This is a genomic window from bacterium (assembly GCA_035454885.1).
Taxonomy (GTDB): Bacteria; UBA10199; UBA10199; order JACPAL01.
In genome coordinates this window covers 35,854-62,305 of the sequence record DATIGE010000041.1, presented here as the reverse complement: position 1 = coordinate 62,305, position 26,452 = coordinate 35,854, and the positions used below count along the sequence as shown (strand labels likewise).

At 61.1% G+C, this 26,452-nt stretch carries 22 protein-coding genes, 1 tRNA gene and 1 pseudogene; 14 read left to right on the top strand and 10 right to left on the bottom strand.

All coding sequences use genetic code 11. The annotated features are described in order from the left end of the window. The 3 genes from VLJ37_07810 to VLJ37_07800 form a co-directional block, all read left to right on the top strand. A partial coding sequence (locus VLJ37_07810) for an isocitrate dehydrogenase (NADP(+)) (GenBank protein ID HSA59574.1) occupies nt 1-113 on the top strand: 113 nt, incomplete at its 5' end. Between the two features lie 41 nt (nt 114-154). Next, complete coding sequence (locus VLJ37_07805; GenBank protein ID HSA59573.1) at nt 155-1,009, top strand: SDR family oxidoreductase; 855 nt, start codon at nt 155-157, stop codon at nt 1,007-1,009. Continuing rightward, the gene (locus VLJ37_07800; GenBank protein ID HSA59572.1) at nt 1,006-2,268 is read left to right on the top strand and encodes an MFS transporter; all 1,263 of its coding nucleotides are present in this window, start codon (nt 1,006-1,008) and stop codon (nt 2,266-2,268) included. The genes VLJ37_07805 and VLJ37_07800 overlap by 4 nt, the downstream gene beginning before the upstream one ends. A gap of 22 nt (nt 2,269-2,290) precedes the next feature. Here the strand turns inward: VLJ37_07800 and VLJ37_07795 are convergent, their stop codons facing one another. After that, on the bottom strand, nt 2,291-4,759 hold the full coding sequence (locus VLJ37_07795; GenBank protein HSA59571.1) for a hypothetical protein: 2,469 nt from the start codon (nt 4,757-4,759) through the stop codon (nt 2,291-2,293). Between the two features lie 333 nt (nt 4,760-5,092). Here VLJ37_07795 and mdh point away from each other — a divergent pair, with 333 nt between their 5' ends. Genes mdh through sdhB form a run of 4 tightly spaced genes read left to right on the top strand, consistent with a single transcriptional unit; the run spans nt 5,093 to nt 9,176 of the window. After that, nucleotides 5,093-6,025 (top strand): malate dehydrogenase, encoded by a 933-nt coding sequence (gene mdh, locus VLJ37_07790; protein ID HSA59570.1) that lies wholly within the window; start codon nt 5,093-5,095, stop codon nt 6,023-6,025. Then, nucleotides 6,025-6,633 (top strand): succinate dehydrogenase, encoded by a 609-nt coding sequence (locus tag VLJ37_07785; GenBank protein HSA59569.1) that lies wholly within the window; start codon nt 6,025-6,027, stop codon nt 6,631-6,633. Before mdh ends, VLJ37_07785 begins: the two co-directional genes overlap by 1 nt. Nucleotides 6,634-6,636: 3 nt before the next feature. Beyond that, complete coding sequence (sdhA, locus tag VLJ37_07780) at nt 6,637-8,385, top strand: succinate dehydrogenase flavoprotein subunit (protein ID HSA59568.1); 1,749 nt, start codon at nt 6,637-6,639, stop codon at nt 8,383-8,385. A gap of 44 nt (nt 8,386-8,429) precedes the next feature. Continuing rightward, complete coding sequence (gene sdhB / locus VLJ37_07775; GenBank protein ID HSA59567.1) at nt 8,430-9,176, top strand: succinate dehydrogenase iron-sulfur subunit; 747 nt, start codon at nt 8,430-8,432, stop codon at nt 9,174-9,176. Here the strand turns inward: sdhB and VLJ37_07770 are convergent, their stop codons facing one another. Then, nucleotides 9,177-9,683, bottom strand: coding sequence for a thermonuclease family protein (locus VLJ37_07770; protein ID HSA59566.1), 507 nt, complete (start codon nt 9,681-9,683; stop codon nt 9,177-9,179). A 26-nt stretch (nt 9,684-9,709) separates the two neighbouring features. Between VLJ37_07770 and sucC the strand changes: the two are divergent. The 3 genes and pseudogenes from sucC to ndk all read left to right on the top strand — a co-directional run bounded on the left by sucC (nt 9,710) and on the right by ndk (nt 12,162). Then, nucleotides 9,710-10,870, top strand: a pseudogene (gene sucC, locus VLJ37_07765) (ADP-forming succinate--CoA ligase subunit beta). A 4-nt stretch (nt 10,871-10,874) separates the two neighbouring features. Then, nucleotides 10,875-11,747: a succinate--CoA ligase subunit alpha gene (gene sucD / locus VLJ37_07760; protein ID HSA59565.1), complete on the top strand. Its 873-nt coding sequence runs from the start codon at nt 10,875-10,877 to the stop codon at nt 11,745-11,747. Then, nucleotides 11,740-12,162, top strand: a complete 423-nt coding sequence (ndk, locus tag VLJ37_07755; GenBank protein HSA59564.1) for a nucleoside-diphosphate kinase — start codon at nt 11,740-11,742, stop codon at nt 12,160-12,162. The genes sucD and ndk overlap by 8 nt, the downstream gene beginning before the upstream one ends. On the opposite strand, the gene VLJ37_07750 is transcribed toward ndk, so the two are convergent. The 5 genes from VLJ37_07750 to VLJ37_07730 all read right to left on the bottom strand — a co-directional run bounded on the left by VLJ37_07750 (nt 12,137) and on the right by VLJ37_07730 (nt 17,842). Then, nucleotides 12,137-13,594: an AMP-binding protein gene (locus tag VLJ37_07750; protein ID HSA59563.1), complete on the bottom strand. Its 1,458-nt coding sequence runs from the start codon at nt 13,592-13,594 to the stop codon at nt 12,137-12,139. The genes ndk and VLJ37_07750 overlap by 26 nt on opposite strands. Further along, on the bottom strand, nt 13,591-14,379 hold the full coding sequence (locus tag VLJ37_07745) for a hypothetical protein (protein ID HSA59562.1): 789 nt from the start codon (nt 14,377-14,379) through the stop codon (nt 13,591-13,593). Before VLJ37_07745 ends, VLJ37_07750 begins: the two co-directional genes overlap by 4 nt. After that, a complete protein-coding gene (locus VLJ37_07740) occupies nt 14,348-14,737 on the bottom strand; it encodes a hypothetical protein (GenBank protein ID HSA59561.1) in 390 nt (129 codons plus the stop codon). The genes VLJ37_07745 and VLJ37_07740 overlap by 32 nt, the downstream gene beginning before the upstream one ends. Before the next feature lie 2 nt (nt 14,738-14,739). Further along, nucleotides 14,740-16,836 (bottom strand): elongation factor G, encoded by a 2,097-nt coding sequence (gene fusA / locus VLJ37_07735; GenBank protein ID HSA59560.1) that lies wholly within the window; start codon nt 16,834-16,836, stop codon nt 14,740-14,742. A gap of 79 nt (nt 16,837-16,915) precedes the next feature. Then, nucleotides 16,916-17,842, bottom strand: a complete 927-nt coding sequence (locus VLJ37_07730; protein ID HSA59559.1) for a 5'-nucleotidase — start codon at nt 17,840-17,842, stop codon at nt 16,916-16,918. Nucleotides 17,843-18,040: 198 nt separating this feature from the next. On the opposite strand from VLJ37_07730, the gene VLJ37_07725 reads away from it, so the two are divergent. Both VLJ37_07725 and VLJ37_07720 read left to right on the top strand, forming a co-directional pair. Further along, entirely contained in the window at nt 18,041-19,591 is a 1,551-nt protein-coding gene (locus tag VLJ37_07725; GenBank protein ID HSA59558.1) for a Fic family protein, read from the top strand. Between the two features lie 107 nt (nt 19,592-19,698). Further along, nucleotides 19,699-19,771: transfer RNA gene (locus VLJ37_07720), tRNA-Gly, on the top strand. A gap of 191 nt (nt 19,772-19,962) precedes the next feature. Here the strand turns inward: VLJ37_07720 and VLJ37_07715 are convergent. The 3 genes from VLJ37_07715 to VLJ37_07705 all read right to left on the bottom strand — a co-directional run bounded on the left by VLJ37_07715 (nt 19,963) and on the right by VLJ37_07705 (nt 22,586). Then, nucleotides 19,963-20,760 carry a thrombospondin type 3 repeat-containing protein gene (locus tag VLJ37_07715; protein ID HSA59557.1) on the bottom strand — a complete coding sequence of 266 codons (798 nt, stop codon included), beginning with the start codon at nt 20,758-20,760 and terminating at the stop codon, nt 19,963-19,965. Between the two features lie 97 nt (nt 20,761-20,857). After that, the gene (locus VLJ37_07710) at nt 20,858-21,676 is read right to left on the bottom strand and encodes a TIGR02757 family protein (protein HSA59556.1); all 819 of its coding nucleotides are present in this window, start codon (nt 21,674-21,676) and stop codon (nt 20,858-20,860) included. A 64-nt stretch (nt 21,677-21,740) separates the two neighbouring features. Beyond that, on the bottom strand, nt 21,741-22,586 hold the full coding sequence (locus VLJ37_07705) for a hypothetical protein (GenBank protein HSA59555.1): 846 nt from the start codon (nt 22,584-22,586) through the stop codon (nt 21,741-21,743). Nucleotides 22,587-22,723: 137 nt separating this feature from the next. Here VLJ37_07705 and nadA point away from each other — a divergent pair, with 137 nt between their 5' ends. Continuing rightward, nucleotides 22,724-23,692 (top strand): quinolinate synthase NadA, encoded by a 969-nt coding sequence (gene nadA / locus VLJ37_07700; protein ID HSA59554.1) that lies wholly within the window; start codon nt 22,724-22,726, stop codon nt 23,690-23,692. A 75-nt stretch (nt 23,693-23,767) separates the two neighbouring features. Further along, complete coding sequence (locus VLJ37_07695; protein ID HSA59553.1) at nt 23,768-26,449, top strand: PEP/pyruvate-binding domain-containing protein; 2,682 nt, start codon at nt 23,768-23,770, stop codon at nt 26,447-26,449. Nucleotides 26,450-26,452 lie beyond the last annotated feature (3 nt).

Below are 26,452 nucleotides of genomic sequence, written 5' to 3'. Positions count from 1 at the left end.
TGGAAAAGACGATCTCCAAAAAGACAGTCACCTACGACTTCCACCGCCTGATGGAGGGCGCGACCCTCGTCTCCTGCTCCGGGTTCGGCAAGGAAATCGTCAAAAATATGTAATGCAGGGGCGAATCTTGTATTCGCCCCCGCACGGAGGCCTCATGTTCCAAAAAGACCTGTTGAAAGGTAAGAACATCCTCATCACCGGCGGCGGGACGGGCCTCGGCAAGTCGATGGCCCTGCGATTCGCGGAACTTGGCGCCAACCTCATCCTCACGGGCCGGCGGCAAGAGGTCTTGGAGACCGCCGCCAAGGAGATCGAGGCCAGGGGCGCGAAGGTCTTTTTCAAGACCTCCGACGTCCGCAAGTACGACGAGGTCGAGGCGGTCTTCGACGCGGCGGAGAAGGCCTTGGGGCCCCTCAATATCCTGGTCAACAACGCGGCGGGCAACTTCATCTCTCCGACGGAGCTCCTCTCGCCCAACGCCTTCAACTCCGTCGTCGGCATCGTCCTGAACGGAACCTTTCACTGCACGCTCGCCGCCGGGCGGCGTTGGATCAACCAACAGCGCGGCGGGCGCGTGCTCAACATCTGCACCACCTACGCCTGGACGGGTTCGGCCTACGTCGTCCCCTCGGCCTGCGCGAAGGCGGGTGTCCTGGCGATGACCCGCTCCCTCGCCGTCGAATGGGGCAAATACGGCATCCGCTTGAACGCCGTCGCCCCCGGCCCCTTCCCCACCGAACAGGCTTGGGAGAACCTCGTTCCGCCGAATTTCGAGCAAAAATGGATGAGCCGCATCCCCCTGCGCCGCGCCGGCCGGCACGAGGAGCTGGCGAACCTGGCGACCTACCTCGTCTCCGACTTTGCCGACTACATCAACGGCGAGGTCGTGACGATCGATGGCGGAGAATGGATCTGCGGCGCCGGCGAGATGAACATGCTCACCGAGATGACTCCCGAGGATTGGGCCAGGATGGCGGAAAGGTTCTCAAAGTCCAAAGGCCAGAAGTGACCGCCCCTCGACAGGGCCTCCGAACGTCCCTCTGGGTCTCGTCGACCTATTTCGCCGAGGGTCTCCCCTACATGATCGTGCGGTTTCTGTCCTCGGTCTACTTCACCGACATCGGCGTCCGCGAGGCTTACCTGGGATTTTTGAATTTCCTCGGCATCCCCTGGAACCTCAAATTCCTGTGGGCCCCCCTGCTGGATATTTTCGGGACCAAACGCGGCTGGATGCTCAGGATCCAGCTTGCGATCACCCTCGCCGTTCTTGTTCTCGCCGGCCTGGCCGGACTCCATTCGGCGAATGGGATTCCTCACATCACCTCGGCGATGGCCTTTCTTTTTGTGGGTTTGGCCTTCGTCGCGGCGACGAACGACATCGCCATCGACGCCTATTACCTCGAGGGCCTGACCGACCCGAGCGCTCAGGCCGCCTATTCGGGCTTGAGGGTCTTGGCGTACCGGATCGCCATCATCTATGCCCGGAGCGTCCTGGTGGGCATCGCGGGCATCGCCAACTGGTTCTACGGTTTCGGGGCCGGGGCCGCCACGATGCTCGTCTTATTCTGCCTTCACCAGGCCTTCTCCCCGCGGTTCGAGGCCGAGCGGGAGAAAAGGACGATCGGATTCCGGGAAATCCGAAAGAATTTTGTCGACTCGTTTCTCTCTTATCTCGAGCGCGAGCGCATCGCCGTCATCCTGTGCTTTGTCGCGTCCTATAAGCTGGGGGATGAAATCCTCTTCTCCATGAACACGCCGTTTCTGATGAGGGAACTGGGCGTCGCCAAGACCCAGCTCGCCTGGCTCGCCGGTTTCGTCGGATCGTTCGCAACGATCGCGGGGACGTTGTTGGGCGCCTGGTGGATCAAGAAGGCGGGTCTCAAGGGATCGATCTGGCCGATCACGCTGCTCATGAACGTCAATATCCTGGCCTATATCATCCTGTCCGAAGGAAGGCCGTCCGCGGCGACCCTCGGGGGGATTTCCCTGATCGCCGTCATCCACGCCTACGAAAACCTCGCCGGAGGCCTCGGAACGGCGGCCCTGATGGTTTACCTGATGCGTCTCTGCAGCCCCACCTACAAGGCGGCCCACTTCGCCATCGGGACGGCGATCATGAGCCTCGGGTCGACGATCGTCGGTGGATTTGGAGGCATCCTCGTGGAGAAAATCGGCTATACGAACCTTTTCGTCCTGGGCTTTGTCGCCGCGGTCCCATCGATCCTGTTGCTCTACTGGGTCCCCCTGGATGAAAAAGGGGCGGGCTAAGGGCTCTTACGACGGCCACTCGCTAAAGGCCTTGCGGCCTCGCAACAACCGTCTCTGAAGTTTTCAGTGTGGCATCAACGCGATCGCTTCCAAACCGAAGGTACTCAATTCCCAATAGGTCGAAGGAGGGAATGAGCTCGTCTATTCGCCCGTTGGGCCAGGCGACCAGATGATCCAGCCGCGCCTCGATATGACTCACTCCGTAACCGTCCGTGAAGAGCCTCTTGGCGACCGGATTCAGGAAGTGGGCCCGGACAAACGCGACATTGTGCTTCTTCATCAGGACGGGCTCGAGATCCCGGAAGATCGCCTTGCCGATCCCGGCGCCTCGATGAGCCTCGCTCACTTCGATATTGTAAAGGTCGACGGAGCGATTCTTCTCATCGATTACGCGTTCAAGGGTGAGCACCGGTTCGGAACCGTCTCCCTCCTTGACCAATTCGTATTTCATGTGGGCGCGGCCGTCAGTCAGCGCCTTTTCGTCCGAGACGCGCAGGGCAAGCCCCTTTTCGTGACCGTAATCGGCGAGCATGGCTTCGTAACCGTCCAGCAGGCGATTCTTCCAGCCCGTAATCAAGGAGTGCGCCTCAATGCCTTTCGTCGGCCTGATCCCGTATTTTTCCAGCATCATCTCGCACTTTTCCATTTCCTTGAGGACGGAGGGATCCGAGGCGCTCAGGGTCCCTTTCTCGATCTTGGCATGAATCGCTTTCAGGCGGATTCGGGCCGCGTGAAAGGTTCCCGCAGAAGGGGAAGGCCCTTTTCGGTAGGGGCCCAAAGAGATGGGGCGCTCCGGAAGGCTGATCGCCCTGCGGGCCGCGGCGGGCAACACCTCGGTGTCGGAGGTCAGGATATCCTCGTCACGCAACGCCACGGTCACGCCGCTCTCGGCCTTCTCGACGGCCTTCGTTTTTTTCGAGCCTTCCGCCCTCAGCGCCTCAAGGATGCGCGGCAAAACATCAGCCACTCTGTCTGGAATACGGCCTGTGCGAAGCGCCTCGGCGAGAATGTCGTTTCGAATCGTCTCGCGCGCGTTGTCCGGAACGCGGGGGGAGGTCGCCAGGAGGTCGTCAATGGCCGCATGGATCTTAACCTTCGCCGCGACCGCGGCGGTTTCGGCATGGAACCGACGGCTGATCTCCGAGAGTTTGCCGCCGAGTAGGCGATCCGCCGCCTTATGGGCGAGGGCGAACTTGACGTATCCGAAAATGTCGTGGGCCAGCGATTCCTTCGCGCCGCCCACGGGCGCGTCGTGAAGTTTCATCGCCGCGCCCGCCTTCGTGGCGGCGATCATGCCGGCCAATCCCGCCCCGTGGCCGACAAGGGACTTGGAAACTCCCAATCGCTTTGAGATCCCCTCCCCGGCGGCGCCGAAGACCTTCAGGAATCCGATCATGAGTCCGGTCGACGCGAGGCTTTTGGCCAAGTGGGCGGGGTCCAAGGCCTTGCCGACGTCATGCGTGAGGGCCTCCCGCCCGGCGTTCAGGGCCCAGAGGGCGGTTGTCACCGCGCCGATTTCGGCGGCCTTGGCAAGCGCGACGGCCTTGTAACCGGTCATACCCGCCTTCTCGAGCTTCGCGAACGCGCCGAGTTTGGCCAAGTTTCCCAGACCCGCCGACGCGAACATCAGCCCCACGTCGAGAGCTGCCCCCTCGGGGCTTGAAGAAAACGCGAACTTCAGGGCCGCGCGGCCGAAACCGCTCTCCCCCGAAAGGGCCTTCATCCCTTCTTCGGCCTCTTTCTTGACCTTTGGGTCTGTGGAAACGGCGTGGACAAGCGAGTAGACGGCAAAGGGCGTTTCGACGGCATCGGCGTCATATTCCAGCTCGAAGGCCCTCTCGAGGAGGTCACGCGTTACCGCGGTATCTTTGTCGGGCCACGAGGCAAAATCGACCAGCTCCCAAAGAGGGTACCCCTTGCGGTGACCGAATTCGCCTTTTTCCCCGAGGAATCTTTTCGCCGGTTCCCGCAAAGACGCGGGACCGTAGGACCGGATGAGGTTCAACGCCTCCCGGAGCGTGTCCGCCTCGCCGGAGGCGATCGTCTTCTTGATCTCGGCGACCAGCTTGCGTTCCAGGGCCCATTTTTCGCCCCGGTCGTCGGCGATCGTTTTTCCATCATCGCGGATTAGATAATCGACGAAGCCGACGACGTGGCCCAAGACGCCCGTCGCGTTGTCGTTTTCGACCCTTTCGCCTTCCTTGTTATAGACCTCCCAGACCTCGACCGCCGCGAGGTTGATCGCTCGGAGACGTTCCGTCTCGGCCGCGGATCTTCCGCCAGCTTTCTTGAACAGGGCGTCGACGGCCCCGAGCCCGCCCTTGACCTTCTCAATCCCCTTCAGGGCGACCGAGGCGGCCCAGGCGCTGAGGCCGCCCTCCGTGGGTGCGGACGGCGGAGTCGCGACGGAGGCCGGTTTCTCGACAGGGGCCGTTTCGGCCCCTGTCGAAGCCGCCGGTGCGTACATCTCTGGATCAAGCAAAATGCCCATCATTCCCCCTACGGGGAAGAGAGCAAGAGCCCTGCCAATGCGCCCGGGCGGAGCCGGGAGCTAATCCTTTGATATCTTTTATGTTTTTACGGCCTCCCGCCGACGAGCCAGGAGGATTATGCATTTATTAACAGAATAATACGGGTCCTATGGCCCGTATAATGTATGTAATTTCAAATGCTTATACATTGTTCGCCCACTTCGAACAGATCCATACGGACAGCCCCGTTCATGACTCAGACGAATTCATGAATGATATCCATCAACAAAAAAATCCTTGCCAAGACGCCCCCCCCAGTGGAGAAATGCACTGCGTCAAAACGGAGCAAACCCATGGCAAAACGAGCGAAGATCGGATTGATCGGCGCGGGCCAAATCGGCGGGGTCCTGGCCCAACTGGCCGCCCAGAGGGAGTTGGGCGACGTCGCCCTCTTCGACGTCGTCGAAGGCGTGCCCCAGGGGAAGGCCCTCGACATCCTGGAGAGCGGCCCCGTCGACGGATTCGATTCCCGCCTCAAAGGCACGAATTCCTACGAAGACCTGAAGGGTTCCGACGTCGTCATCGTCACCGCCGGCGTGCCGCGCAAGCCCGGGATGTCGCGCGACGACCTGCTCAACACCAACGTCAACATCATGAAGGACGTGGCCGCCAACGTGAAGAAGTACTGCGAAGGCGCCTTCGTCATCGTCATCTCCAACCCGCTCGACGCGATGGTCTACACAATGCAGAAGATCACCGGCTTTCCGACCCACAAGGTCATCGGCATGGCGGGCGTCCTGGATTCCTCACGATTCCGGACCTTCGTGGCGATGGAGCTGGGCGTGTCCGTCGAGGACGTGACGGCCTTGGTCCTCGGAGGCCACGGCGATGACATGGTGCCGGTACCGCGTTATTGCACGGTGAACGGGATCCCCATCACCGACCTCCTGTCCCAGGAGATGATCGACGCCATCATCAAGCGCACGCAGATGGCCGGGGGCGAGATCGTCAATCTGCTCAAGACCGGCAGCGCCTTTTTCTCCCCCGCCGCGTCCGCCCTCGCGATGGCGGAATCCTTCTTGAGAGACAAGAAGCGGGTCCTCCCCTGCGCGGCGTACCTGAACGGCGAATACGGCGTGAAGGGGTATTATATGGGCGTGCCGACGGTGATCGGAGCGAACGGGGCGGAGAAAATCCTGGAGCTAAAGTTCAACGAGGTCGAGAAGAAGCTCTTTTTGGAAAGCCTCGATCACGTGAAAAAACTTGTCGAACAGATTAAGCTCTAATGGATTCCACTTCGTTTTACCTCAAGCGACTGATGTCCTTCACCGGCATGTTGCCGGTCGGCGGCTTCCTTCTCCAGCATCTTTACGGGAACTCCTACATCTTCCAGTCCGATGCGGCGTTCAACGAGCATTCCCATTTTCTGACCCATCTGCCGATGGTCTACCTGATCGAATTCGGGATCATCTACCTGCCGATCCTTCTGCACGCCGCCTTGGGCGTCGCCATCATTTATCGGGGGCAGAACAACTTCACCAGCTATGGGCAGTACCGGAATTGGATGTATTTTTTCCAGAGGCTGACGGGTTTTCTGGCCCTGGTGTTCATCGTCACGCATTCGTACACGACGCGCATCCAATCGGTGCTCGGAGGCTATGATTTCACGGCCGCCCTCATGCGGCAAAAGCTCGCGGTCCCCTACTGGTTCTGGTTTTACGTCGTGGGCGTTCTCGCGGCCGTCTTTCACTTTTCGAACGGGCTTTGGAGTTTTCTTGTGACCTGGGGGCTGACGGTCGGACGCAAGGCGCAGCAGGCCACGTCCGCCCTCACGATGGGGATCTTCGTGGTCATAGCCCTTTGGAGCGTCTCGATCCTGTTGAAATTCGTCTAATTTATGGCGTCACCGAAAATCATCGTTGTGGGAGGCGGGCTGGCGGGATTGGCGGCGGCGATGAAGATCGCCGAGATGGGAGTCTCCGTCGATCTCTTCTCCGTCGTCCCGGTCCGGCGTTCGCATTCCGTCTGCGCCCAGGGCGGCATCAACGCCGCCGTCAACACCAAGGGCGAGGGAGACTCCCCCGCCCAGCATTTCGACGACTCGATCTACGGAGGCGACTTCCTGGCCAATCAGACGCCGGTCAAGAACATGTGCGACGCGGCGCCGGGCATCATCTACATGCTCGACCGCATGGGCGTCATGTTCAACCGGACACCCGAGGGACTCCTCGATTTCCGCCGCTTCGGCGGCACCCTCTACAACCGGACCGCCTTCGCGGGAGCGACCACCGGACAGCAGCTCCTGTACGCCCTTGACGAGCAGGTGCGGCGGTTCGAGACGGAAGGGAAGGTCAACAAATTCGAGAGTTGGGAGTTCCTGTCGCTCGTCTTGGACAATCAGATGGTCTGCCGCGGCATCACGGCCATCAACCTCGACACGATGGAGGTCCGCGCCTTCCGGGCGGACGCGGTCATACTGGCGACCGGAGGCCCGGGACTCATCTACGGCAAGAGCACAAACTCCACCATCTGCACGGGCAGCGCCGTTTCCGCCGCCTACCAGCAGGGGGCCTTTTACGGGAACGGGGAATTCGTCCAGGTCCATCCGACCGCCGTTCCCGGCGAGGACAAGCTACGGCTCATTTCCGAGTCGGTGCGGGGCGAAGGCGGGCGGGTGTGGGTCCCGAAGGACGGAAAGCCCTGGTACTTCCTGGAGGAGTGGTATCCCAAATACGGGAATCTCGTTCCCCGCGACGTCGCCACGCGCGCCATCTTCAAGGTCGTCTACGAGCTCAAACTGGGCGTCGACGGCCGCCCGCAGGTCTACCTCGACGTCTCGCACATCGACCCCCAAAAACTTCAGGAAAAGCTGGGCGGCGTTCTGGAGATCTATGAAAAGTTCGTCGGCCAAGACCCGAAGAAGGTCCCCATGCGCGTTTTCCCCGCCGTCCATTATTCCATGGGCGGGCTCTGGATCGACTTCGATCACATGTCGAACATCGCGGGACTCTTCGCCGCAGGCGAATGCGATTACCAATATCATGGCGCGAACCGCCTGGGCGCGAACTCCCTCGTTTCCTGCATCTACGGCGGCCTGGTGGCGGGGCCGGCGGTCATCCGTTACGCCAAGAATCTTTCGAAGGGAGCCGACGCGGTCGAGTCAAGCCTGTATGACGAAGCCGTGCGCCGCGAACGGGAGATCAATGACCGTCTGCTGAAGTCGACCGGCAAGACGAATCCCCACCACATCCACGACGAGCTCGGGGACTGGATGACGGAGAACGTGACGGTCATCCGTTACAACGCCAAGCTCAAGAAGACGGACGAAAAGATCGAGGAGCTCTTGGAGCGTTACAAGGACGTCTCGCTTTCGGACACGGGGGGCTGGTCCAACCGCGAGCTCGTCTTCGCGCGGGAGCTTCAGAACATGCTCGAGCTCGCGAGGGTCATCACCCTGGGCGCTTGGCGCCGGAACGAGAGCCGCGGCGCCCACTACAAGCCCGAGTTCCCGGAGCGCGATGACGCCAATTGGCTCAAAACCACGAAGGCCAGGTTCCGGGGACCCGCGGACGAACCGGAGTTCAGCTATGAGGACGTGGACATCCAGTACATCAAGCCGCGGCCAAGAAAATATGATATGAAATGACGGTGTAGAGGCGAACCTTGTGTTCGCCCGCCATGCGAACCAATATGTCCCAAACCATTTATCTAAAAATCAGACGCAGGGATGCCCCCAACGGCGAACCGTATTGGGAGGAGTTCGAGCTCCCTTACCGGGCCTCGATGAACGTGATCTCCTGCCTCATGGAGATCCAAAAGAAACCGGTCAACGCCAAGGGCAAGGCGACGACGCCGGTCGCTTGGGACGCCGCCTGCCTGGAAGAAGTCTGCGGCTCCTGCACGATGGTCATCAACGGCCGGGTCCGGCAGGCCTGTTCAACCCTCGTGGACAACCTCTCCCAGCCGATCACGATCGAGCCGATGAGCAAGTTTTCCTGCATCCGCGACCTGCGTGTCGACCGCACGAGGATGTTCGAGGCCCTGAAGCGCGTGAAGGCGTGGGTTCCCATCGACGGGACGCACAATCTGGGTCCGGGCCCCCGCATGAGCCCCAAGGAGCAGCAGGTCGGCTACGAGCTCTCCCGCTGCATGACCTGCGGCTGTTGTCTGGAGGCTTGTCCGCAGGTCAATTCGCACTCCGACTTCATCGGCCCGGCCTCCATCTCGCAGGCCCGCCTCTTCAACAAACATCCCACGGGCGCGATGTACGCCGACGAACGCATCGACGCCTTGATGGGCAAAGGGGGGATCGGGGACTGCGGCAACGCCCAAATGTGCGTGGAGGTCTGCCCGAAGGAAATTCCCCTCACCACGTCAATCGCTGAGATGGAGTGGGAGGCGACGAAGCGGATGTTCAACAGGCTGCTTTGGAAATAATCATTCTTCGGCCGACAGACGCGCCCTTTTTCGATAAAGGTAGGGACTGACGTACTTCGAACCCAACGACCACATCCCTCTTCCCTCCGACTTGGCACGGTCCTGCAAATACCGAAGCCTGGACGTGTCGTACTTCGACGGCCCTTCGTAGACCTCCGCCAGGCCCGCGGCGACGAGACGTTCGTTGGCCATGTCCCCGTCTTCCAAACGGATCGTCACCAGAGGTCGATTGTAGCCGTCCAAGCCGTGCTGAGCGATTTCGAGCCGCTTGCCGGCGACCATCCGGTTCAAGGCGTCCTTCGCCTCTCGGGCGAAGGGCTGGCCCTCCCCTTTGCGGCGTCCCATCTCCGGGGCGTCCACGCCGATCAGCCTCACCTTGAAGGCGAATCCGGCGACCTGAACGGCGCAGGTGTCGCCGTCGCTGCACGATTGGATCGTCGCCTCCCCGGCCGCGGCGGAGGCGGCCCAGAGGGCGAAAAAAGCGAGGAAGAAGGTCTTGCGTCCCATTTTGATTCTCTGCTAGAGAGCGCTCTTCCATGAAGATTCACGAATATCAAGGCAAAGAGATTTTGAGGAAATTCGGCGTCCCGACGCCGGAGGGCCGCGTGGCATTCACCGTCGCAGAGGCGGTTCAGGCCGCGAAGGACCTAGGGGTTCCGGTCGTCGTCAAGGCGCAGATCCACGCCGGAGGGCGCGGCAAGGGGGGGGGCGTCAAGCTCGCGAAGACGATCGAGGAGGCCGAGGCGCACGCGAAGGCGATCCTGGGCATGAACCTGGTCACCCATCAAACCGGTCCCGAAGGGAAGACCGTCAAGAAGCTCCTGATCGAGAAGGGCTGTTCGATCGCCCGCGAGCTCTACCTGGGCGCGGTCCTCGACCGCGCGAACTCGCGCGTGACGATCATGGCCTCCGCCGAGGGTGGGATGGAGATCGAGGAGGTCGCCGCCAAGCATCCGGAGAAGATCCTCAAGATCTCCGTCGATCCCGCCACGGGCGTGGACGAAAAGGCCGTCTCGGCCGTCGCGGCCCAATTGAAATTCGACGCCAGTCTCTCCGCGAAATTCGTTTCGTTCGTGAAGGCATTGTACGAGGCCTACGTGAAGGGCGACTTTTCGTTGGCTGAAATCAATCCCCTCGTCGTGACGGCGGGCGGCGACCTGCTCGCCTTGGACGCCAAGATCAACTTCGACGACAACGCCCTCTTCCGCCACCCCGACTACGAGGCCCTGCGCGATCTGGACGAGGAGGACGCGGCCGAGATCGAGGCGAAGAAGCACGACCTCTCCTACATCAGCCTCGCCGGCAATATCGGCTGCATGGTGAACGGCGCCGGGCTCGCGATGGCGACGATGGACATCATCAAGCTCCACGGAGGCGAACCGGCCAATTTTCTCGACGTCGGCGGAGGGGCCACGGCGGAAAAGGTCACGGCCGCGTTCAAGTTGATCCTCGCCGACCCCAAGGTGAAGGGCATCCTGGTCAATATCTTCGGCGGGATCATGAAGTGCGACACGATCGCGATGGGCGTCGTTCAGGCCGCGAAAGAAGTGCACATCCAGGTGCCCGTGGTCGTCAGGCTCCAGGGAACCAACGTCGATCTCGGCAAGAAAATCCTGCAGGAATCGGGTCTGAACCTGATTTCGGAGGACGACTTGTCAAAGGCCGCTGATCGCATCGTCAAGGAAGCGCGATAATCTTATGTCCATCCTCGTCAATAAGAACACGAAGGTGATGACCCAAGGAATCACCGGCAACACCGGTCAGTTCCATACGCGCCAGTGCGTCGCGTACGGTACCCAGATGGTCGCCGGCGTCACGCCCGGCAAGGGCGGCCAGGAATTCGAGGGCATTCCGATCTTCAATTCCGTGAAGGAAGCGAAGGCCGGAACGGGCGCGACGGTCTCCGTCATCTATGTTCCGCCCAAGTTCGCCGCGGCGGCGATCAAGGAGGCCGTCGACGCGGACCTGGACCTGGTCGTCTGCATCACGGAGGGCATCCCCGTCGTCGACATGATCCAGGTCAAAAGGTACATGGACGGCAAAAGGACCCGGCTCGTCGGTCCCAACTGTCCTGGCGTCATCACGCCCGGCGAATGCAAGATCGGCATCATGCCGGGCCACATCCACCGCCCGGGAAAGGTGGGGGTCGTCAGCCGCTCGGGCACCCTGACATACGAGGCGGTCGATCAGGTGACGCGGATCGGGCTCGGACAATCCACCTGCGTGGGGATCGGCGGCGATCCGGTGAACGGCACGAACTTCATCGACGTCCTCAAACTCTTCAACGAGGACCCGGGCACCGAGGCGATCGTGATGATCGGCGAGATCGGCGGATCCGCGGAGGAAGAGGCGGCGGATTACATCAAGAAGAACGTGAAGAAGCCGGTCGTCGGCTTTATCGCGGGGATCTCCGCCCCTCCGGGGAAGCGTATGGGGCATGCGGGGGCCATCATCTCGGGCGGCAAGGGAACCGCGGCGGAGAAGATCAAGGCGATGGAGGCCGCGGGAATCAGGGTTTCGCGCACGATCGCCGAGATCGGAAAACATTTGAAGGAGGTCTATCGTGGCTAGGGAAAGAACGCTCTCCATCATCAAGCCGGACGGCGTCGCCAAGAACGTCATCGGCGAGTGCTTCGCCCGCTTCGAAAAGGGCGGCCTCAAGATCGTCGCGACTCGGATGATCAAGCTCTCCAAGGAACAGGCTCAGGAATTTTACGCCGTTCACAAGGCCCGGCCCTTTTACGAATCCCTCGTCCACTACATGATCTCCGGCCCGGTCGTCGTCTCGGTTCTGGAAGGCGACAACGCGATCGCCAAGAATCGCGAAATCATGGGCGCGACCGATCCGAAAAAGGCCGATCCGGGAACGATCCGCCGTGATTTTGCCGACTCGATCGACGCCAACGTCGTCCACGGCTCGGACGCGCCGGAGACCGCGAAGACCGAGATCGCTTTCTTCTTCAAGCCGAACGAAATCTTTTCCTGATCAGTTTTCCTGTCGACGTTCTGGGAAGGGATGTCTCAAAGACGATCTCGCGAGGCGCCTTGTAAGGGGCCAGATTCCGCCGCGCGAAATCCAGCACGGACTTCTTAAGGGTCCCCGTGCCCTTCCTTCCTTTTTTCAAGATGACATGGCCGCGCACGACGGTCTTTCCGGGGGCGATCTCAACCCCCACGGCGGCCGATCCCCTCACGGCCGGATGGCGGTTCAGGACGTTCTCGACCTCCATCGGTGAGATCCGGTAACCGCCGGCGGTGATCACGTCGTCCCGGCGGCCGATGAAGAAGTAGTTCCCCTGCTCATCCCGGTAAGCCAAGTCGCCCGAAAGAAACCAACCCTTTCTGAAAGCCGCTTTCCCCTCCTTTAGGCCACGGTGATACCCGGACATGAGCCCCGGGCACGAACGGTGCGAGGCGAGGATGCCGACCTCCCCAGGCCGGGTGGGGCTTAAGTCCTCCCGAAGGATCGCGACTCGATGCCCGGGGAGAGGCCGCCCGCACGAGCCCTCGACGACGCGCCGGCCCTTGGGCTGGACGAGATAGACGCTGTGCTCCGTCATCCCCAGTCCCTCCCGGATCGTGAGCCCCGTCGCGCTCCGAAATCGCGTCCGGATCTCGGCCGGGAGCTTCTCGCCGGCGGAGAGGCAGACTCGGACGGAACGGAAGAGACGCCGCGACGCGGGGCGCTTTTCGAAATATTCCGTCAGACGGCGGAACAAGCCGGGCACGCTCAGGAAGATCGTCACCCGCCTCTTGCGAACGACCTCCAGGAGCCGCTCCGGCTCGGGCCGTCCCGAGAAGACGACGGAGGTCACCCCGCGCCTTAAGACATCCGCGAGCCCGCATGTCAGCGCGTAGCTCCAGTTCAAGGCGCTCGTATTGAAGACGACGTCGTGCTTTTTCAGGTCGAGCCACAGCCGGTTGCGCGCGTCATGGGCCGGAATGCTCCGGTGCGCGTGGATGACGGCCTTGGGCCGGCCTTCCGTCCCGCTGGTGTAGAGCCAAAAGGCCGGATCGTCCCCCCGCGTTCGGGGGACGCGAACGGCCGGGCCGGGAGCGCTCATGAATTTTCGCGCCCGGGCCGGCTCGCTCAAGACGAGCCGGGCCCCGCTGTCCTTCTTGAGGAAGGCGATCTCGCCGGGCTTGAGCGTCGCCGAAACGGGAATAGGAATCGCCCCCGCCTTGATCGCCCCGAAGAAAACCGCCGGGAATTCCGGCCCGTTCGGGAGGGCGAGGACCAGACGATCGCCGCGTTTGAGACCCTTTTTCCGCAACCCCGCGGCGACGCCGTCCGACGCGCGCGCCAGGTCGCGATGGGTCCACGCGTGGGATAACCCCTCCCCTTCGAAAAAAAGGGCGGGTCGGTCTTGATACAGGCCGGCGCAATCCCGGGCCATGTTGTAGAACCGGGGCCTCAAAACGACACCCCCAGGGCGAGGCCGCCGCTCACAACGGTTGGATCGGGGGACGCGCGGCGGAGATCCGGGTCGAGGAGGACGCTCACCTGCATGTGGGGCCGCAAGTAGAGGAACGACCACGGCTCGTAGACGAACCCCAGGTCCCAATAGAGCGAGTTCAGGGCGGCCTTGTCGACGCCCCCGTTGGCTTCGTTGTATTTTGCGGTCGCCCAGGCAAGCGTGAGGGCCGCGGTCATCTTGAGCCGGCTGACAAGGCCTCTTTCAAAATCCACGCCGACGTCGCCGAAATAGGCCCCCGGGTACCGGACGACGTCGGCGACCTGGTCGGTGAAGATCCGGACCGGACCGACCGGATAGGCGAACCACACGGAGAACTCGCCTGTCGAAGGCGCATCCGTCTGATTGGGATAGAAAAAGTATTCGAACGACGGCTGGATTTCCAGGCGTCCCCACCGGATATAATAATCGAGAGAAGGGTCGACCTCGGTGAACTTGCCCTGACGGCCGTCCTCTTCCAAAACGAGATTGCTCCAAAGATTGAGAGTGAAGTCGTAAACGGACAAACTGGCCAGCGGCTGAAGGACGGGACCGTTGTTGACGACAAAACCGCGCCACAGGTAGTGGGAGGCGAAATCGGCCTCAAAGGCGAAACTGACCGGCCGGTCTTCCTTGACCTGAGCGGCCTCCTCCTCTTCCGCCGCGCAAAGAGGGACGGCAAAGAGGATCGCCGGGACGAAAATCCGAAGGAAGATCTTAGTTTCTGGAAAAAGCCGGGAGGGCCGCATTCAATTTGGCCCAAGTCTGCCCCAAGAGGGATTCACCCGCAAAGGAATTGTGCATGTAGCGGATCGTCCGGCTGATGTTCGCCACGGTCTGGACGTCCTCGATCGAGCTGAAGGCGATGAGGGAGCTGTCCAGGTGCGAGGAAACGACGCGGTTCAGCCGGTTGACGAGCCTTTCGAACTCCTGCTGCTCCTCCCGCTCGCGTTTCTGAAGGCGGCGGCGCAGAAAATCACCGCCCTCGGGACCCTCGCTCCGCGCCGTCGAGAGGGAAAACTTGATGGTCCACAACCGGTTCGCCGTCGTCTTGAGACGGGATTGAAGGTCCTTGAGCTCGTTCAGGATCGAGTCGAACTTGGTCATGGTTACTTGTTTTCCGCGGCCCGCTTTTCCTGGTATTTTTTCACGAGCTCTTCCTGGACGTTGCGGGGCACGGGGGCGTACTTGAGGAACTCCATCTGGAACTCCCCCTTGCCCTGGGTCGCGCTTCGCAGGTCCGTCGAATAACCGAACATCTCGGAGAGCGGCACCTCGGCGTCGACCTGAACGTACTTGTTCACCGTCCCCGTGCTGAGAATGGCGCCGCGGCGCTGGTTGATCTGGCCGACCACGGGTCCCTGGAACTCCTCGGGCGCCTGCGTCTGAAGCCGCATGATGGGCTCCAAGATGATCGGCTTGCACTGATTGTAGAACTCGCGAACCGCCGTCTGGGCGCAGATGCGGAACGCCATATCGGAGGAATCGACGTCATGGTAGGCGCCGTCGTTGATGATGGCGCGGAATCCCACGACCGGCGCACCGATCAACAGGCCCTTCTTCAGCTGCTCCTGAAAGCCCTTGTCGCAGGACGGAATGAACTCGCGCGGGATGCGCCCGCCCACGATCTCGTCCACGAACTCGTAGGTCTGCACCGCGTCGGCCGGCAGCGGTTCAAAGATGCCGCCGATCTTGGCGTACTGGCCGGAACCGCCGGTCTGCTTCTTGTGCTGGTACATGAAATCCGTCTTGGCGGTGATCGTCTCGCGGTAGGCGACCTGCGGCTTGCCGGAAATGACCTCGCAGCCGTACTCGCGTTTCATGCGCTCCATGTAGATCTCAAGGTGAAGCTCGCCCATGCCGGAGATGATCGTCTGCGCCGACTCTTCGTCGCGATGGACCCGGAACGTGGGGTCCTCCTTGGTGAACCGGTTCAACGCCTTCGAGAAATTCGCCGTGGCGGTCTTGTCCTTGGGCGCGATGGCCAGCGAGATGACGGCGTTTGGCACGTGCATGGAGGTCATCGTGTAGCGGATGCTGCCGTCGGTGAACGTGTCGCCGGAAGAGCATTCGACGCCGAACATGGCGACGATGTCGCCGGCCTGGGCCGATTCGATATCGTTCATCTCGTCGGCGTGCATGCGAACCAGGCGGGGAATCTTGACCTTCTTTTGGTTGACGCAGTTCATGATCCATTCGCCCTTGGCGATCCTGCCCTGGTAGATCCGCATATAGGTGAGCTGGCCGAAGCGTCCGTCCTCGAGCTTGAACGCGAGCCCCACGAACGGCTTGTCCGGCACCGACTGAAGCTCCACCTTCTCCTCTTCCTTGTCCTGGTCGTGCGCCTCGTTCTTCACCTCGTTCGGGGCCGGCAGATAGTGACCGATCGCGTCCAAGAGCATCTGGACGCCCTTGTTCTTATAGGCCGATCCCATCATGACGGGGATGAACTTGAGGCTCAGGGTCGCCTTCCGGAGGGCCTTGCGGAGCAGATCCGGGGAGACGTCCTTGTCTTCCAGATAAAGATGCGCGACGTCGTCGTCGAAGTCGCCCATGGCGGCGACAAGCTCGTGGCGCAGCTCCTTGGCCTGCGGGGCAAGGTCGGCTGGGATGTCTTCAATGCGGATGATCTCGCCGTTGTCGCCGTCGTAGTAATTGGCCTTCATCTCGACCAAGTCGATGACGCCCTTGAACTGGTCCTCGGCGCCGATCGGCACGGCGATCATGTGGGCGTTGTGCCCGAGCTTGTCGCGGAGCTGGTGCATGACCCGGACGGGATCGGCGCCCGCGCGGTCCATCTTGTTGACGAAGGCGATGCGCGGGACGTGATACCGGGTCATCTGGCGGTCGACGGTGATCGACTGGCTCTGGACGCCCGAGACCGCGCAGAGGACGAGGACGGCCCCGTCCAAGACGCGGAGCGCGCGCTCGACCTCGATGGTGAAGTCCACGTGCCCCGGCGTGTCGATCAGATTGATCTCGATATCCTTCCAACGCGCGTAGGTGGCTGCGGACTGGATGGTGATGCCCTTCTCGCGCTCCAGGTCCATGAAGTCCATGGTGGCGCCAACGCCCGTCTTGCCGCGAACCTCTTCGATCTTATGGATCTTCTTCGTATAGAAGAGAATGCGCTCGGTGAGCGTCGTCTTGCCCGAGTCGATGTGCGCGGAAATACCGATGTTTCTGACCTTTTCGATGGAACCCATGAATCATCCTCACTTCGTTATTGGTCTTGCGGAAAGCCGGACTGTTTAGCTCAAAAAGTCGGCGGAAGTCGAGGGATTTTTACGGCTTTTTCCGTCCGGCCTTCGGGTCATTTTTGACCCCGAAAGGCACGTGCGCGGCGGGCACGCCGTTCTGATGAGCGGAGCGGACGTTGCCCAGGGAGTCGTCGAAGAAGATCGTGGCCCCGGAGCGGCGGAGGTGGGGTCCCTTTTCCGCCCCGCTCAGGAAAATGGTCTGATCGAAGGGGACGGCCCATCCGCGGAGCGTCCGCTGGGCCCTCTTCTGGCCCGCGAAGCCCCGGGCGGTCACGAGGTGGAGATGGAGCGGCGATTCGGAGGCCTCCCGAAAGACCGCCCGGAGATTCCCCAGGGCGATCAGGAACCCGTATAAAGGCCCCCGGCTCAGGGGCTCATGCGCGTGCCGCATCTCCTCCTCTTCGAAGGCCATCAGCCCGCCCCGGAGGTAGACGGCCTCCGATTCGTCGCCGAAAACGACCGCGTCGCCGTCCAGGGCGACGGTCAGCCTCCCCTTTTCTCCCGAGAGCGTCCCGCCGGGCGGAACGAAAGGCTGCAAATGCGCCGCCGCAACCCCTCGCGCGAGCGCCCGCCGCACTTCCCGAAACCGGGTTGAAAGGAAAAGGTGAGGACGGTTGACCTCCAGGGCGCCCAAGGGGCTTGATCCGTTCAAGTAAACCCCCTGTTCAAACCCCTTCCCGTAATGCTTTCTCAAACCGTGGGCCTCCAACGAATTGAGAAACCGCACCGAGACCGAAGGCTCTTGCCTGGAGACGATGTGGACATGGACCGGGTTTCCCGGGATTGGAGACGCCTCGTTCAATGCCAGGAGACGGGAGACGAACGGAAACGCCGGCCCAGGCGCCATGGGCACGTCTTCATGGGCCCTTTGATGGTCGCGCCACCCCTGCACCCCTCCCTGACCGTTCCAGCCGGCCAGAAAAAGGCTCTGGGAGGAGACGGCCAAGGTCAAGATTGGAAATTGGAGTTGTTGCAAGAAGGCGCCTCTCTACCCCACACGCCACTTGATTTTCAAGGAGGTGCATGGGTGGGGAAAAGAGAAGAAAAACAGATGCACCAACTTCTAGAAAGATATTGCACTAACTTCTAGTAAGAAGTATCTTAATGTTCTAGTAAATACAAGCAGCAACTTCTAGTATTTATACTTGGTATGGCATCAGACAAAACACAGAAGGAGTCCCCTAACAAATTGCTGGCTACAGCCTTGTCAAAGGCTAAGGCCGCCAGCCAAGAAGGGGTGCTTAGGGCTTCGGATCTGGAGCGTGGGGTCAAGGAGCGCCTTTCCGCCGCCGGTTGCCTGATGGAGGTCATGAAGGGCTGGTACCTACTCACTAAGCCCGGTGCCGATGGCACCAGTACGGCTTGGTTTGGGGGATTTTGGTCGTTCCTAAAGTATTATCTCTCGGACAGATTCGGCAAAAATGGATATTGCCTCTCCGCAGAAACCTCGATTGACCTGCATTCGGGTGAAAACGCTATCTCCAACCAATTGACGATCATCACAAAGAAGAACAGCAACCAAACGATCGATTTGCCACACAACACTTCGTTGTTTCTTTATGCGGACAACAAGAATTTCCCGGCCGAGGTTGAAAATAAAAACGGCCTTAATGTCATGCCACTCGCCCTTGCCTTGTGCAGACTCGCCCCCTCTTACTATTCCAATAAACCGCTGAATGCCGAGATAGCCCTTCGATTGCTCACTTCAGTTGCCGAAGTTTCGCGTATTTTATTGGATACTCAATCGGTGAATGCGGCGAGCCGGCTGGCCGGTGCCTATGACGCTCTTGGAGAACCAAACAAAGCAAAGCAGATCGTCGGTGACATGGCGGCGGCGGGAAATGTTCTCAAGCCGGTGAATCCGTTTCAGAGTTATGAGCCGACGTTTAGCGGCCATATCAAACTAGACTCCCCCTACTCCGGCCGGATCGAAGCCCTATGGGCAAAAATGAGGCCGTACGTTCTTAAAATCTTTCCTGATGAACCTGGCTTGCCCAAAACCGCCGGTAAGACTTTAAAGGTCATACAAGAACTCTATTCGCAAGACGCCTACCACTCTCTGTCCATCGAGGGCTATCAAGTCACTGAAGAGCTGATCAATAAAATCGCGGACGGAAATTGGGACCCGGAAAGCAGTGAATACGACAAAAACCAAATGAACGCCTTGGCCGCCAAGGGCTATCACGATGCCTTTCAGACCGTCATAGATAGCGTCGATAAGGTCTTCAAACGGGGAAAGTCCGCGGGAGAGATTTTCGAAGAAGATTTACAAACTTGGTACCGACAACTCTTTTCTCCATCGGTGCAAGCAAACCTGCTCAAGGCCTCGGATCTGGCAGGTTATCGGAATGCTCCGGTGTATATTCGCAATTCCAGGCATGTGCCTCTCCCCTTCAGTGCGGTGACCGATTCCATCGAGACTTTATTCAAGGTACTCAAACAAGAAGAAAGCGCTGCCGTGCGTTCCGTGCTCGGTCATTTTATTTTTGTGTATATCCATCCTTATATGGATGGGAACGGTCGTATCGGCCGGTTTCTCATGAATTTGATGCTGGTGTCGGGAGGATACAACTGGACGGTGATCCGAGTGGAACGACGCAAAGAGTATATGGAATCCTTGGAGCAAGCTTCCGTCCATGAGGACATCGCTCCCTTTGCGAAGCTTATTCTCTCTGAAATGAAGCACTGGAAGACTTTATAAAATCCCGTTTACTTATTGATTTTCGGGCACATTCCGCTTACGAGTGAGTTCATTGCGGGAGCCCTGATCGTTCGATCAGGACAGCCCGGTCTTGGATTTTTGAAGGTGCGGGAGTAGCTCAGTTGGTAGAGCGCGAGCTTCCCAAGCTTGAGGTCGCGGGTTCGATCCCCGTCTCCCGCTCACAAAATAAAAAGGCCCTCTTCTTGAGGGCCTTTTTATTTTGTCGCCGGATACCGGGGCTTGAATCAGCCGCGTAGCCGCGGGCCAGCCCCGAAGGGGCGCGGCACCGACGCAGTCGGTGTTCGACGCGAAAAAAAAGGCCCCGGGACCGTGGGGTCCCGGGGCCTTCGAGGGATTCCAACCTTTTCCGCTTATCTCATCAGCGAGCATCCGCCCATGCCGTCCGCGCCGCCCTTGATGAAGAGCACCTCGGATCGCCGGCCCGGGAGCATGTCGCAGAGGTCCCCGATGCCGTCCCCGTCGCTGTCCTGTTGGCCGGGATTGAAGATGATCGGGCAATTGTCGCTCGCGTTCGGCACGCCGTCGCCGTCGTCGTCGCGGCCGGGCGCGTTGATGTCGGGGTCGATCGGCGTCGGGTTGGCCGGCACGTTGTCGATGACCGTCACGATGTCGCAGTCGGGAGAAACGGCCTTCGTGTTGTCGTTCTTCGCGCAGTCGTAATAATCGGAGACGTTGTCGCCGTCGGTGTCCCAGTTGTCGGGATTCGTCCCAAACGCGGATTCTCCCACGTCGTTGGTCAGTCCATCGCCGTCGCGGTCGATGTCGCAGGCGTCGCCCACGCCGTCGCCGTCGAGGTCGGCCTGGTCGGTGTTCGCGACCGCGTAGCAGTTGTCGGTGTCGTTGTTGACGGTGTCATTGTCATAGTCGTTCACACAGACATCGCCGATGTGGTCCCAGTTCGCGTCGGCCTGGTCCGCATTCGCGGTGTACGGGCAGTTGTCGTCGGCGTCCGCCACGCAGTCGGCGTCGGTGTCCGTGCCCGGCGTGCAGTGGCTTACCGGGGGAGTCCCCAGGTCACCGGGACCGGGTATCTTGGGCTGGGCCACGATCGCCTCCCGGATGGAATCCTTGAGGCTGTAAGGCGCCGCCCAGGCCGAGCCGGCCAAGAGCAACACCACCACGGTTAAAGAAAAGGAGATTTTATTCATACACGTCAACCCCTGCAGATTTATCGGTGGGGGAATGGAAAAGTTGCCCTTAAAAATCTATGGGATAAAGTCAAATAAGTTCAATGACTTGGAGCGTTCACCACCCCTCCTCCATGCCGTGGTGGCAAATGGGGAAGTCGTAGCGGACCGGGTCGGAGGGCTCGATTTCCTTGAGAAATTCGGTCACGTGCAGGGCCGACTCCCAGCGGGGGTTCTTGTAAGGCGTCAGGCGGAACCGACGGGCGAAGCGCCAGACGTGGGTGTCGAGGGGGATGACGAGCTTCGAGGCCGGGATCTCCGGCCAAAGCCCGAGGTCGATGCCGTCGGCGGGGCGGACCATCCAACGGAGGAACATGCAGAGCCGCTTGCAGGGCGAGCCGTCGGCCGGGGACGGGAAGAAATAACGAAAGCCCCGCGAAAGCCCGGGCTTATGAAGCTTGGAAAACACGTCGTCCGAAAACCGCTCGAGCATGGGCCCCACGTGCGGGTCCGTGGAATGATAGTGGGACAGAAAGGCCTCCTTCACGCCGCCGAACCGGAGCGTCAGTGACTTGAGAAGGTCAAAGAGGCGCAGCAGGTCGGCCCCCCTCACCCACCGGTGGCCGAGTCTCTTGAAGACGGCCTCCGATGCCTCCGCCTTGAACCCCCGGACGAACTCCGAGGGCGACGGACCGGCGACCTCCAAGACCCTGGCGATGGAGGCGTGGATCGATTTGACGTTCCCGAAGGACAGCAGGGCCGAGAGAAGGGCGACGACCTCGCGGTCCTTCGGGGATGTGTAGGCATGCACGTACCGAACGGGATCGGTTTCGACCGAAGATTTCCCGAATTTCTCCGAAAGGCCCCGGACCAGGGCCTTGGCCTCTTCCCTCTTGCGGTTCTGTCGGCCCGGCCGGTTTGCCACCTTCGCGCCCATGGACTTGGGCTTACTCTATGGGTCCCATGGAATCCAGCGCGGCGCCGATGTCGGAACCCAGCCGTCAAGAAAACTGAAGGGGGATCGTTTTTGATTCATAGAGTGCCCGGAGCAAGGGGATTCGATACAAGATGACGTGGAGATCCGGCATTGCGAAGAGCGCCGCCCCTAAAATGTAATCAATCATCGCCGCCTGCGTCACCTGCATCTTGCGCCAATGGGAGGGATCGAACTGATGAAGATTGGCCGGGAAACCACGACTCTGCAGCCAGGATAATTGATTGATTTTCCAAGAGCCGTGCACGTAGGCGTTGCGCAGGAACTTGATGGCCAGGAAGTCATCCAGGACCTCCTGATCCGGCGTCACACCGGCCCCCTGTAAGGCACGACCGAAATCCTTCATCTTGACCTGGTTCGATAGGCCTCCCTGGTTGAGGAAAGGATGGAAGAGGGCGGCACCCGACAAGAGAGTGACGGAATGAAGGGCGTGCTCCACCGAAGCGACGGTCAGGTTCAACATTCCACGACATAAAGATTGGATCGGAAGGAAGAACTCGTTCGAGAGCGCCTCCTTGGCCAAGACGTCTATGTCCTCTCTGTAAGCGATACGGAACTCGTCGGACAGAAACTTACGAAAAAGATCGTTCCGCTTCTGGTCCTCGGCATCGTCATAGGACGTCGTGAACGCCCAATCGTTCCTGTCGGACAAATCCCTTAAGGGCATCCCAGGGAACCCCCCTGACTTGGGCTGACCGGCAAAATAGGAATCCGCAAAGGACCCTGCCTGGGCGATTTCATTGCCGAGCCTGTCCATGAATCCAGCGAGCGCCGTTTGAGACTCCTCGAATCTCGATTCAGCCAGGGCGCGCGTGGTCACGATGGCAACCGTCTGAAAACCGGGATTGATCATAACGATCCTTGGCCTGTTTATCGGAAGGCGGGAACAAGAGTTGCCGTTCAGTTGTCATGCGACGCTTGAGACGACCAGCCGACTTCCATCGTCCCGTCGATTTGACACCCTCGCACCCAGGGACTTAGATTTAATGTATGGCTCCGATTGAATCCAGCGCCGCGCCGAAGATCGACCCCCGAGGGGACCTCGTCGACGAGATCCTGCGCCTCAAGAAGGAGCGGAACGCCGTGATCCTCGCCCACTTCTACCAGGAATCCGAGATCCAGGACCTGGCGGACTACGTCGAGGACAGCCTGGGGCTCGCCCGCCGGGCCCAAAAGACGACTGCGGACGTCATCGCCTTCGCCGGGGTCCATTTCATGGCGGAGACGGCAAAGATCCTCAACCCTGCCAAGACGGTCGTGATTCCCGACTTGGAAGCGGGCTGTTCCTTGGCCGACAGTTGCCCGCCGAAGGAATTTTCCGAATTCAAAAGGCGGCACCCCGGCCACGTCGTCATCTCGTACATCAACTGCTCGGCGGCGATCAAAGCGATGAGCGACGTGATCTGCACTTCTTCAAACGCCGAAAAGATCGTCTCGCAGATCCCGAAAGACCAGCCCATCATCTTCGCCCCGGACCGGAACCTGGGCGCCTATCTGATCAGGAAGACCGGCCGCGACATGGTCCTCTGGAACGGGACCTGCATCGTCCATGAGATCTTCAGCGAGAAGAAGCTGGTCCAGCTCAAGATGCGTCATCCGAAGGCGCTGGCGATCGCCCACCCCGAGTGCGAACCGCCGGTGCTCAAGCACGCCGACTTCATCGGCTCCACCTCGAAACTCCTGCAGTTCGTGCAGGAGAGCCCGGCGAAGGAATTCATCGTCGTCACCGAGGCCGGCATCCTCCACCAGATGGAGAAGAAGGCCCCGGACAAGGTCCTGATCCCCGCCCCGCCCGACAACGCCTGCGCGTGCAACGAGTGCCCCTACATGAAAAAAAACACCCTGGAGAAGCTCTACCTCTGCCTCCGGGACCTAACGCCCGAGATCACGATCCCGCCCGAGATCCTTCCGGGAGCCCTGAAATCATTGCAGAAAATGTTCGAATTGACGGACAAGTAACCGCCGGACCCGGCGCCCGCCCCAAAGACCCACAACTTTTACCTTTTCAGGCCGATAACCCGCGCGAGGGGGATCATGACTTTTACCGTTCCGCCACAATCACTGGGACTTCTGCAGGGTGCGTTGAACACGGCCATTGGGGGAGTCTCGACCGTGACGACCGATGCGGCTCTATCCAGCATCCGCCGGATCGAGGGCTTCGGCGGGCTGTCGGACCTGAGGGAATTGACCCGTCCCGACAATCTGGCGCGCCTGGCGGGCAGTCCCGCGCTTTTCCAGAGCGTCGCCCGGGTCCTGAACCTCCCGGAGCACGTGGAACGCGAGGTCTTTCAAGGCGGCATGGCCGGGACGGCCGAACCCAAGACGAGTTACGCGCCGACCTCCTGCGCCATGGACATGGTTGGTGCGGATTTCTCGCACGCGGCCGAGCTGCCCGAGGTCGACCTCAGCCAGCGCCTTTCGACCGGGGAGATCGCCCACCGGATCTTCACCGACATCCGCGAACTTCAGGGACGAGTGCGCATTCATCCCATGGAGCAAAGACTCCAGGCCTACGCCGAGCAATTGTCGCTCAGCGAAGGCGTGCAGATTTACCGGAGGACGCCGACCGCCATCACCAGGAAGCTCTTTCAAATGCTCGACCTGGCCGTCCAGGTCTCGAAGATCATGGACGACGACGCCCAGGGCTATTTCCGGGAGACGATGCACGAGAACCATTCGCGCGCCGTCATCGTGCAGTACTTGACCCAGGCCCGCGCGGAGGGACCGGAAAAGGCGATCCCCCTCCTCGAAAGATGCCTGGAGCTCTATGACGACGTCTACCGGGGCGGCGTCGACCTCGGCATCCTGGAATCCTCCATCAGCCGCGCCTTGAAGGACGAACTCCATTGGCCCAAGCAGGTCACCTTGGACGCCTTGGGTTCTTTCGCGGTTTCGCTCCGCCGGACGTTCGAGGCACACGGCGCGGAGATCGACACCCAGCAGCGCTATTATCTCATGCGCCTGGCCATCGGGCTCGACGCCACGGCCTTCGGCCTCGGCGCCTTCAACCCCGAGGAAACCGGCACGGCGGAGCAGGCCCTGAAGATGGCGACCTTGATCGAGGTCCTCCATGGAACCGGCTTCGGAGACGAGCGCTGGCTGGCCGTGGCCGAACGTCTCCGCCAAGTCCACGGCAACTGGCCGGCGTTGGGCCCCGACCGCGGGGCCGAGGAACTCCGCCGCTACGGCGTCTTGGCCGCCCACATGCTGGAGGAGGTCAAGACGTCCTACCACTCCCTCTTCGACGACCTGGTCCGAACCCACGGCAAGAAATGGGGCTTGAGCGAATCCGACATCCGCAGCTTCACGCGAAGCCTCTACCGCACCAGCGCCCTCTTTCCCCTGGGCCAGCACCTGGCCGCCCTGCACGCCGGCAACGGAAATCACAACCGCTCCGAGCAGGTCCTGAATTCCCTCTTCCACAAACAAAAGGCCGCGCCTCGCCCTTATGCCCCCATCTTTCTGGGCGAGGGCCGGGAGGACGATCTTTACCAGCTGGGGAACAAGGGCAAGGGACTGAACGAACTCATTCGCATGGGTGAGCCCGTTCCCGCCGGCTTCGCGCTTCCCCCGGTTCTCCTGTCCGAAGACGCGGGCTTGAACGCCGATCAACTGGCCCAGATCGACCGGGCCCTGAAGGAACTGGAGAGCCGGACCGGCAAGGGCTTTGCCGACGGCGGCCTCCGGGTTTCCATCCGCTCGGGCGCCGCGGTCAGCATGCCCGGGACCCTTTTGACGGTCATCAAGGTGGGCAGCCGCGACGAGGCCGTTGCCGCCGTCGCAAAGGTTTACGGAAGCTGGAACGATCCTTCCGCGCAACTCTACCGGCGCATCAACGGCGTTCCGGAAGACATGGGGACGTCGGTCATCGTGCAAGAGTGGATCGAGACCAACGATGACCCGGCCAGCGGTTTCGGACTCGCTTCCTCCACGGGCGAAGGCGCCCCCCTCACGCGTTACGGCCGCCAGGTCCACGGCATCGACTTGGTCTCCGGGAATCATCCCGGCCAGGATACGATGGACGCCCCGGTCGCGGAGGAACTGGCGGCGCGCATCCGGCGCTACGAGGACCACTTTCATTACCCGGTCGAGGTGGAATACGCCGTCGAGCGCGGCCGCATTTGGCTGCTCCAGGTCCGGCGCGCCCAGCTTCGCTACGAGGACGAGGTCCGCTGGGCCGTTCAAATGATCCGCGAGGGACGGATGCCCCGCGAGTCCGGCATCGCCTTCCTGGGAGGGCGCGAAAGACTCGCCGGGGCCTTGAGCGCCGTGCGGCTGAATCTTCAGGGCGGCGAAACCGTCCTGGCCTCGGAGGCGAAGGGTGGAGGGCGGCCCTGGATCGGCGCCATCGCCCTGGATGAAACCGGCATCACAGCCCTGCAGGCGGCCGGCCTCCAGGCCATTTTCGTCACCGACAACGCCGACGCGGGAAAAAGCGCGGCCTATGCCTTCGAGGCCGGCGCCGCCATCTTCAACGAGGGCAACGGCGTTTCCCACCTGGAGGGCGACTTGCGCGCCAGCAACCGGCCCCACGTGGGCGGCATCCCCGTCACCGTCGACCGCGAGGGCCGCACCGCCACCATTGGCGGGATCACTTTGAAGGAAGGCGACGTCGTCACCCTGGACCCCGTCAACGGCAGCATCTACCGGGGGGAGGTCCCCATCCAGCAGGGCGACAGCCCCGTCGCCTCCCTCATCCGCTGGCTGATCGATTAGTAT

Coding starts and splice junctions, on each gene's coding strand:
- sucD (HSA59565.1), top strand. CDS start 10,875: ATGTCCATCCTCGTCAATAAGAACACGAAGGTGATGACCCAAGGAATC.
- VLJ37_07805 (HSA59573.1), top strand. CDS start 155: ATGTTCCAAAAAGACCTGTTGAAAGGTAAGAACATCCTCATCACCGGC.
- VLJ37_07785 (HSA59569.1), top strand. CDS start 6,025: ATGGATTCCACTTCGTTTTACCTCAAGCGACTGATGTCCTTCACCGGC.
- VLJ37_07725 (HSA59558.1), top strand. CDS start 18,041: ATGGCATCAGACAAAACACAGAAGGAGTCCCCTAACAAATTGCTGGCT.
- nadA (HSA59554.1), top strand. CDS start 22,724: ATGGCTCCGATTGAATCCAGCGCCGCGCCGAAGATCGACCCCCGAGGG.
- VLJ37_07795 (HSA59571.1), bottom strand. CDS start 4,759: ATGGGCATTTTGCTTGATCCAGAGATGTACGCACCGGCGGCTTCGACA.
- VLJ37_07710 (HSA59556.1), bottom strand. CDS start 21,676: ATGGGCGCGAAGGTGGCAAACCGGCCGGGCCGACAGAACCGCAAGAGG.
- VLJ37_07705 (HSA59555.1), bottom strand. CDS start 22,586: ATGATCAATCCCGGTTTTCAGACGGTTGCCATCGTGACCACGCGCGCC.
- VLJ37_07745 (HSA59562.1), bottom strand. CDS start 14,379: ATGCGGCCCTCCCGGCTTTTTCCAGAAACTAAGATCTTCCTTCGGATT.
- VLJ37_07740 (HSA59561.1), bottom strand. CDS start 14,737: ATGACCAAGTTCGACTCGATCCTGAACGAGCTCAAGGACCTTCAATCC.
- VLJ37_07695 (HSA59553.1), top strand. CDS start 23,768: ATGACTTTTACCGTTCCGCCACAATCACTGGGACTTCTGCAGGGTGCG.
- sdhA (HSA59568.1), top strand. CDS start 6,637: ATGGCGTCACCGAAAATCATCGTTGTGGGAGGCGGGCTGGCGGGATTG.
- mdh (HSA59570.1), top strand. CDS start 5,093: ATGGCAAAACGAGCGAAGATCGGATTGATCGGCGCGGGCCAAATCGGC.
- sdhB (HSA59567.1), top strand. CDS start 8,430: ATGTCCCAAACCATTTATCTAAAAATCAGACGCAGGGATGCCCCCAAC.
- VLJ37_07770 (HSA59566.1), bottom strand. CDS start 9,683: ATGGGACGCAAGACCTTCTTCCTCGCTTTTTTCGCCCTCTGGGCCGCC.
- fusA (HSA59560.1), bottom strand. CDS start 16,836: ATGGGTTCCATCGAAAAGGTCAGAAACATCGGTATTTCCGCGCACATC.
- VLJ37_07715 (HSA59557.1), bottom strand. CDS start 20,760: ATGAATAAAATCTCCTTTTCTTTAACCGTGGTGGTGTTGCTCTTGGCC.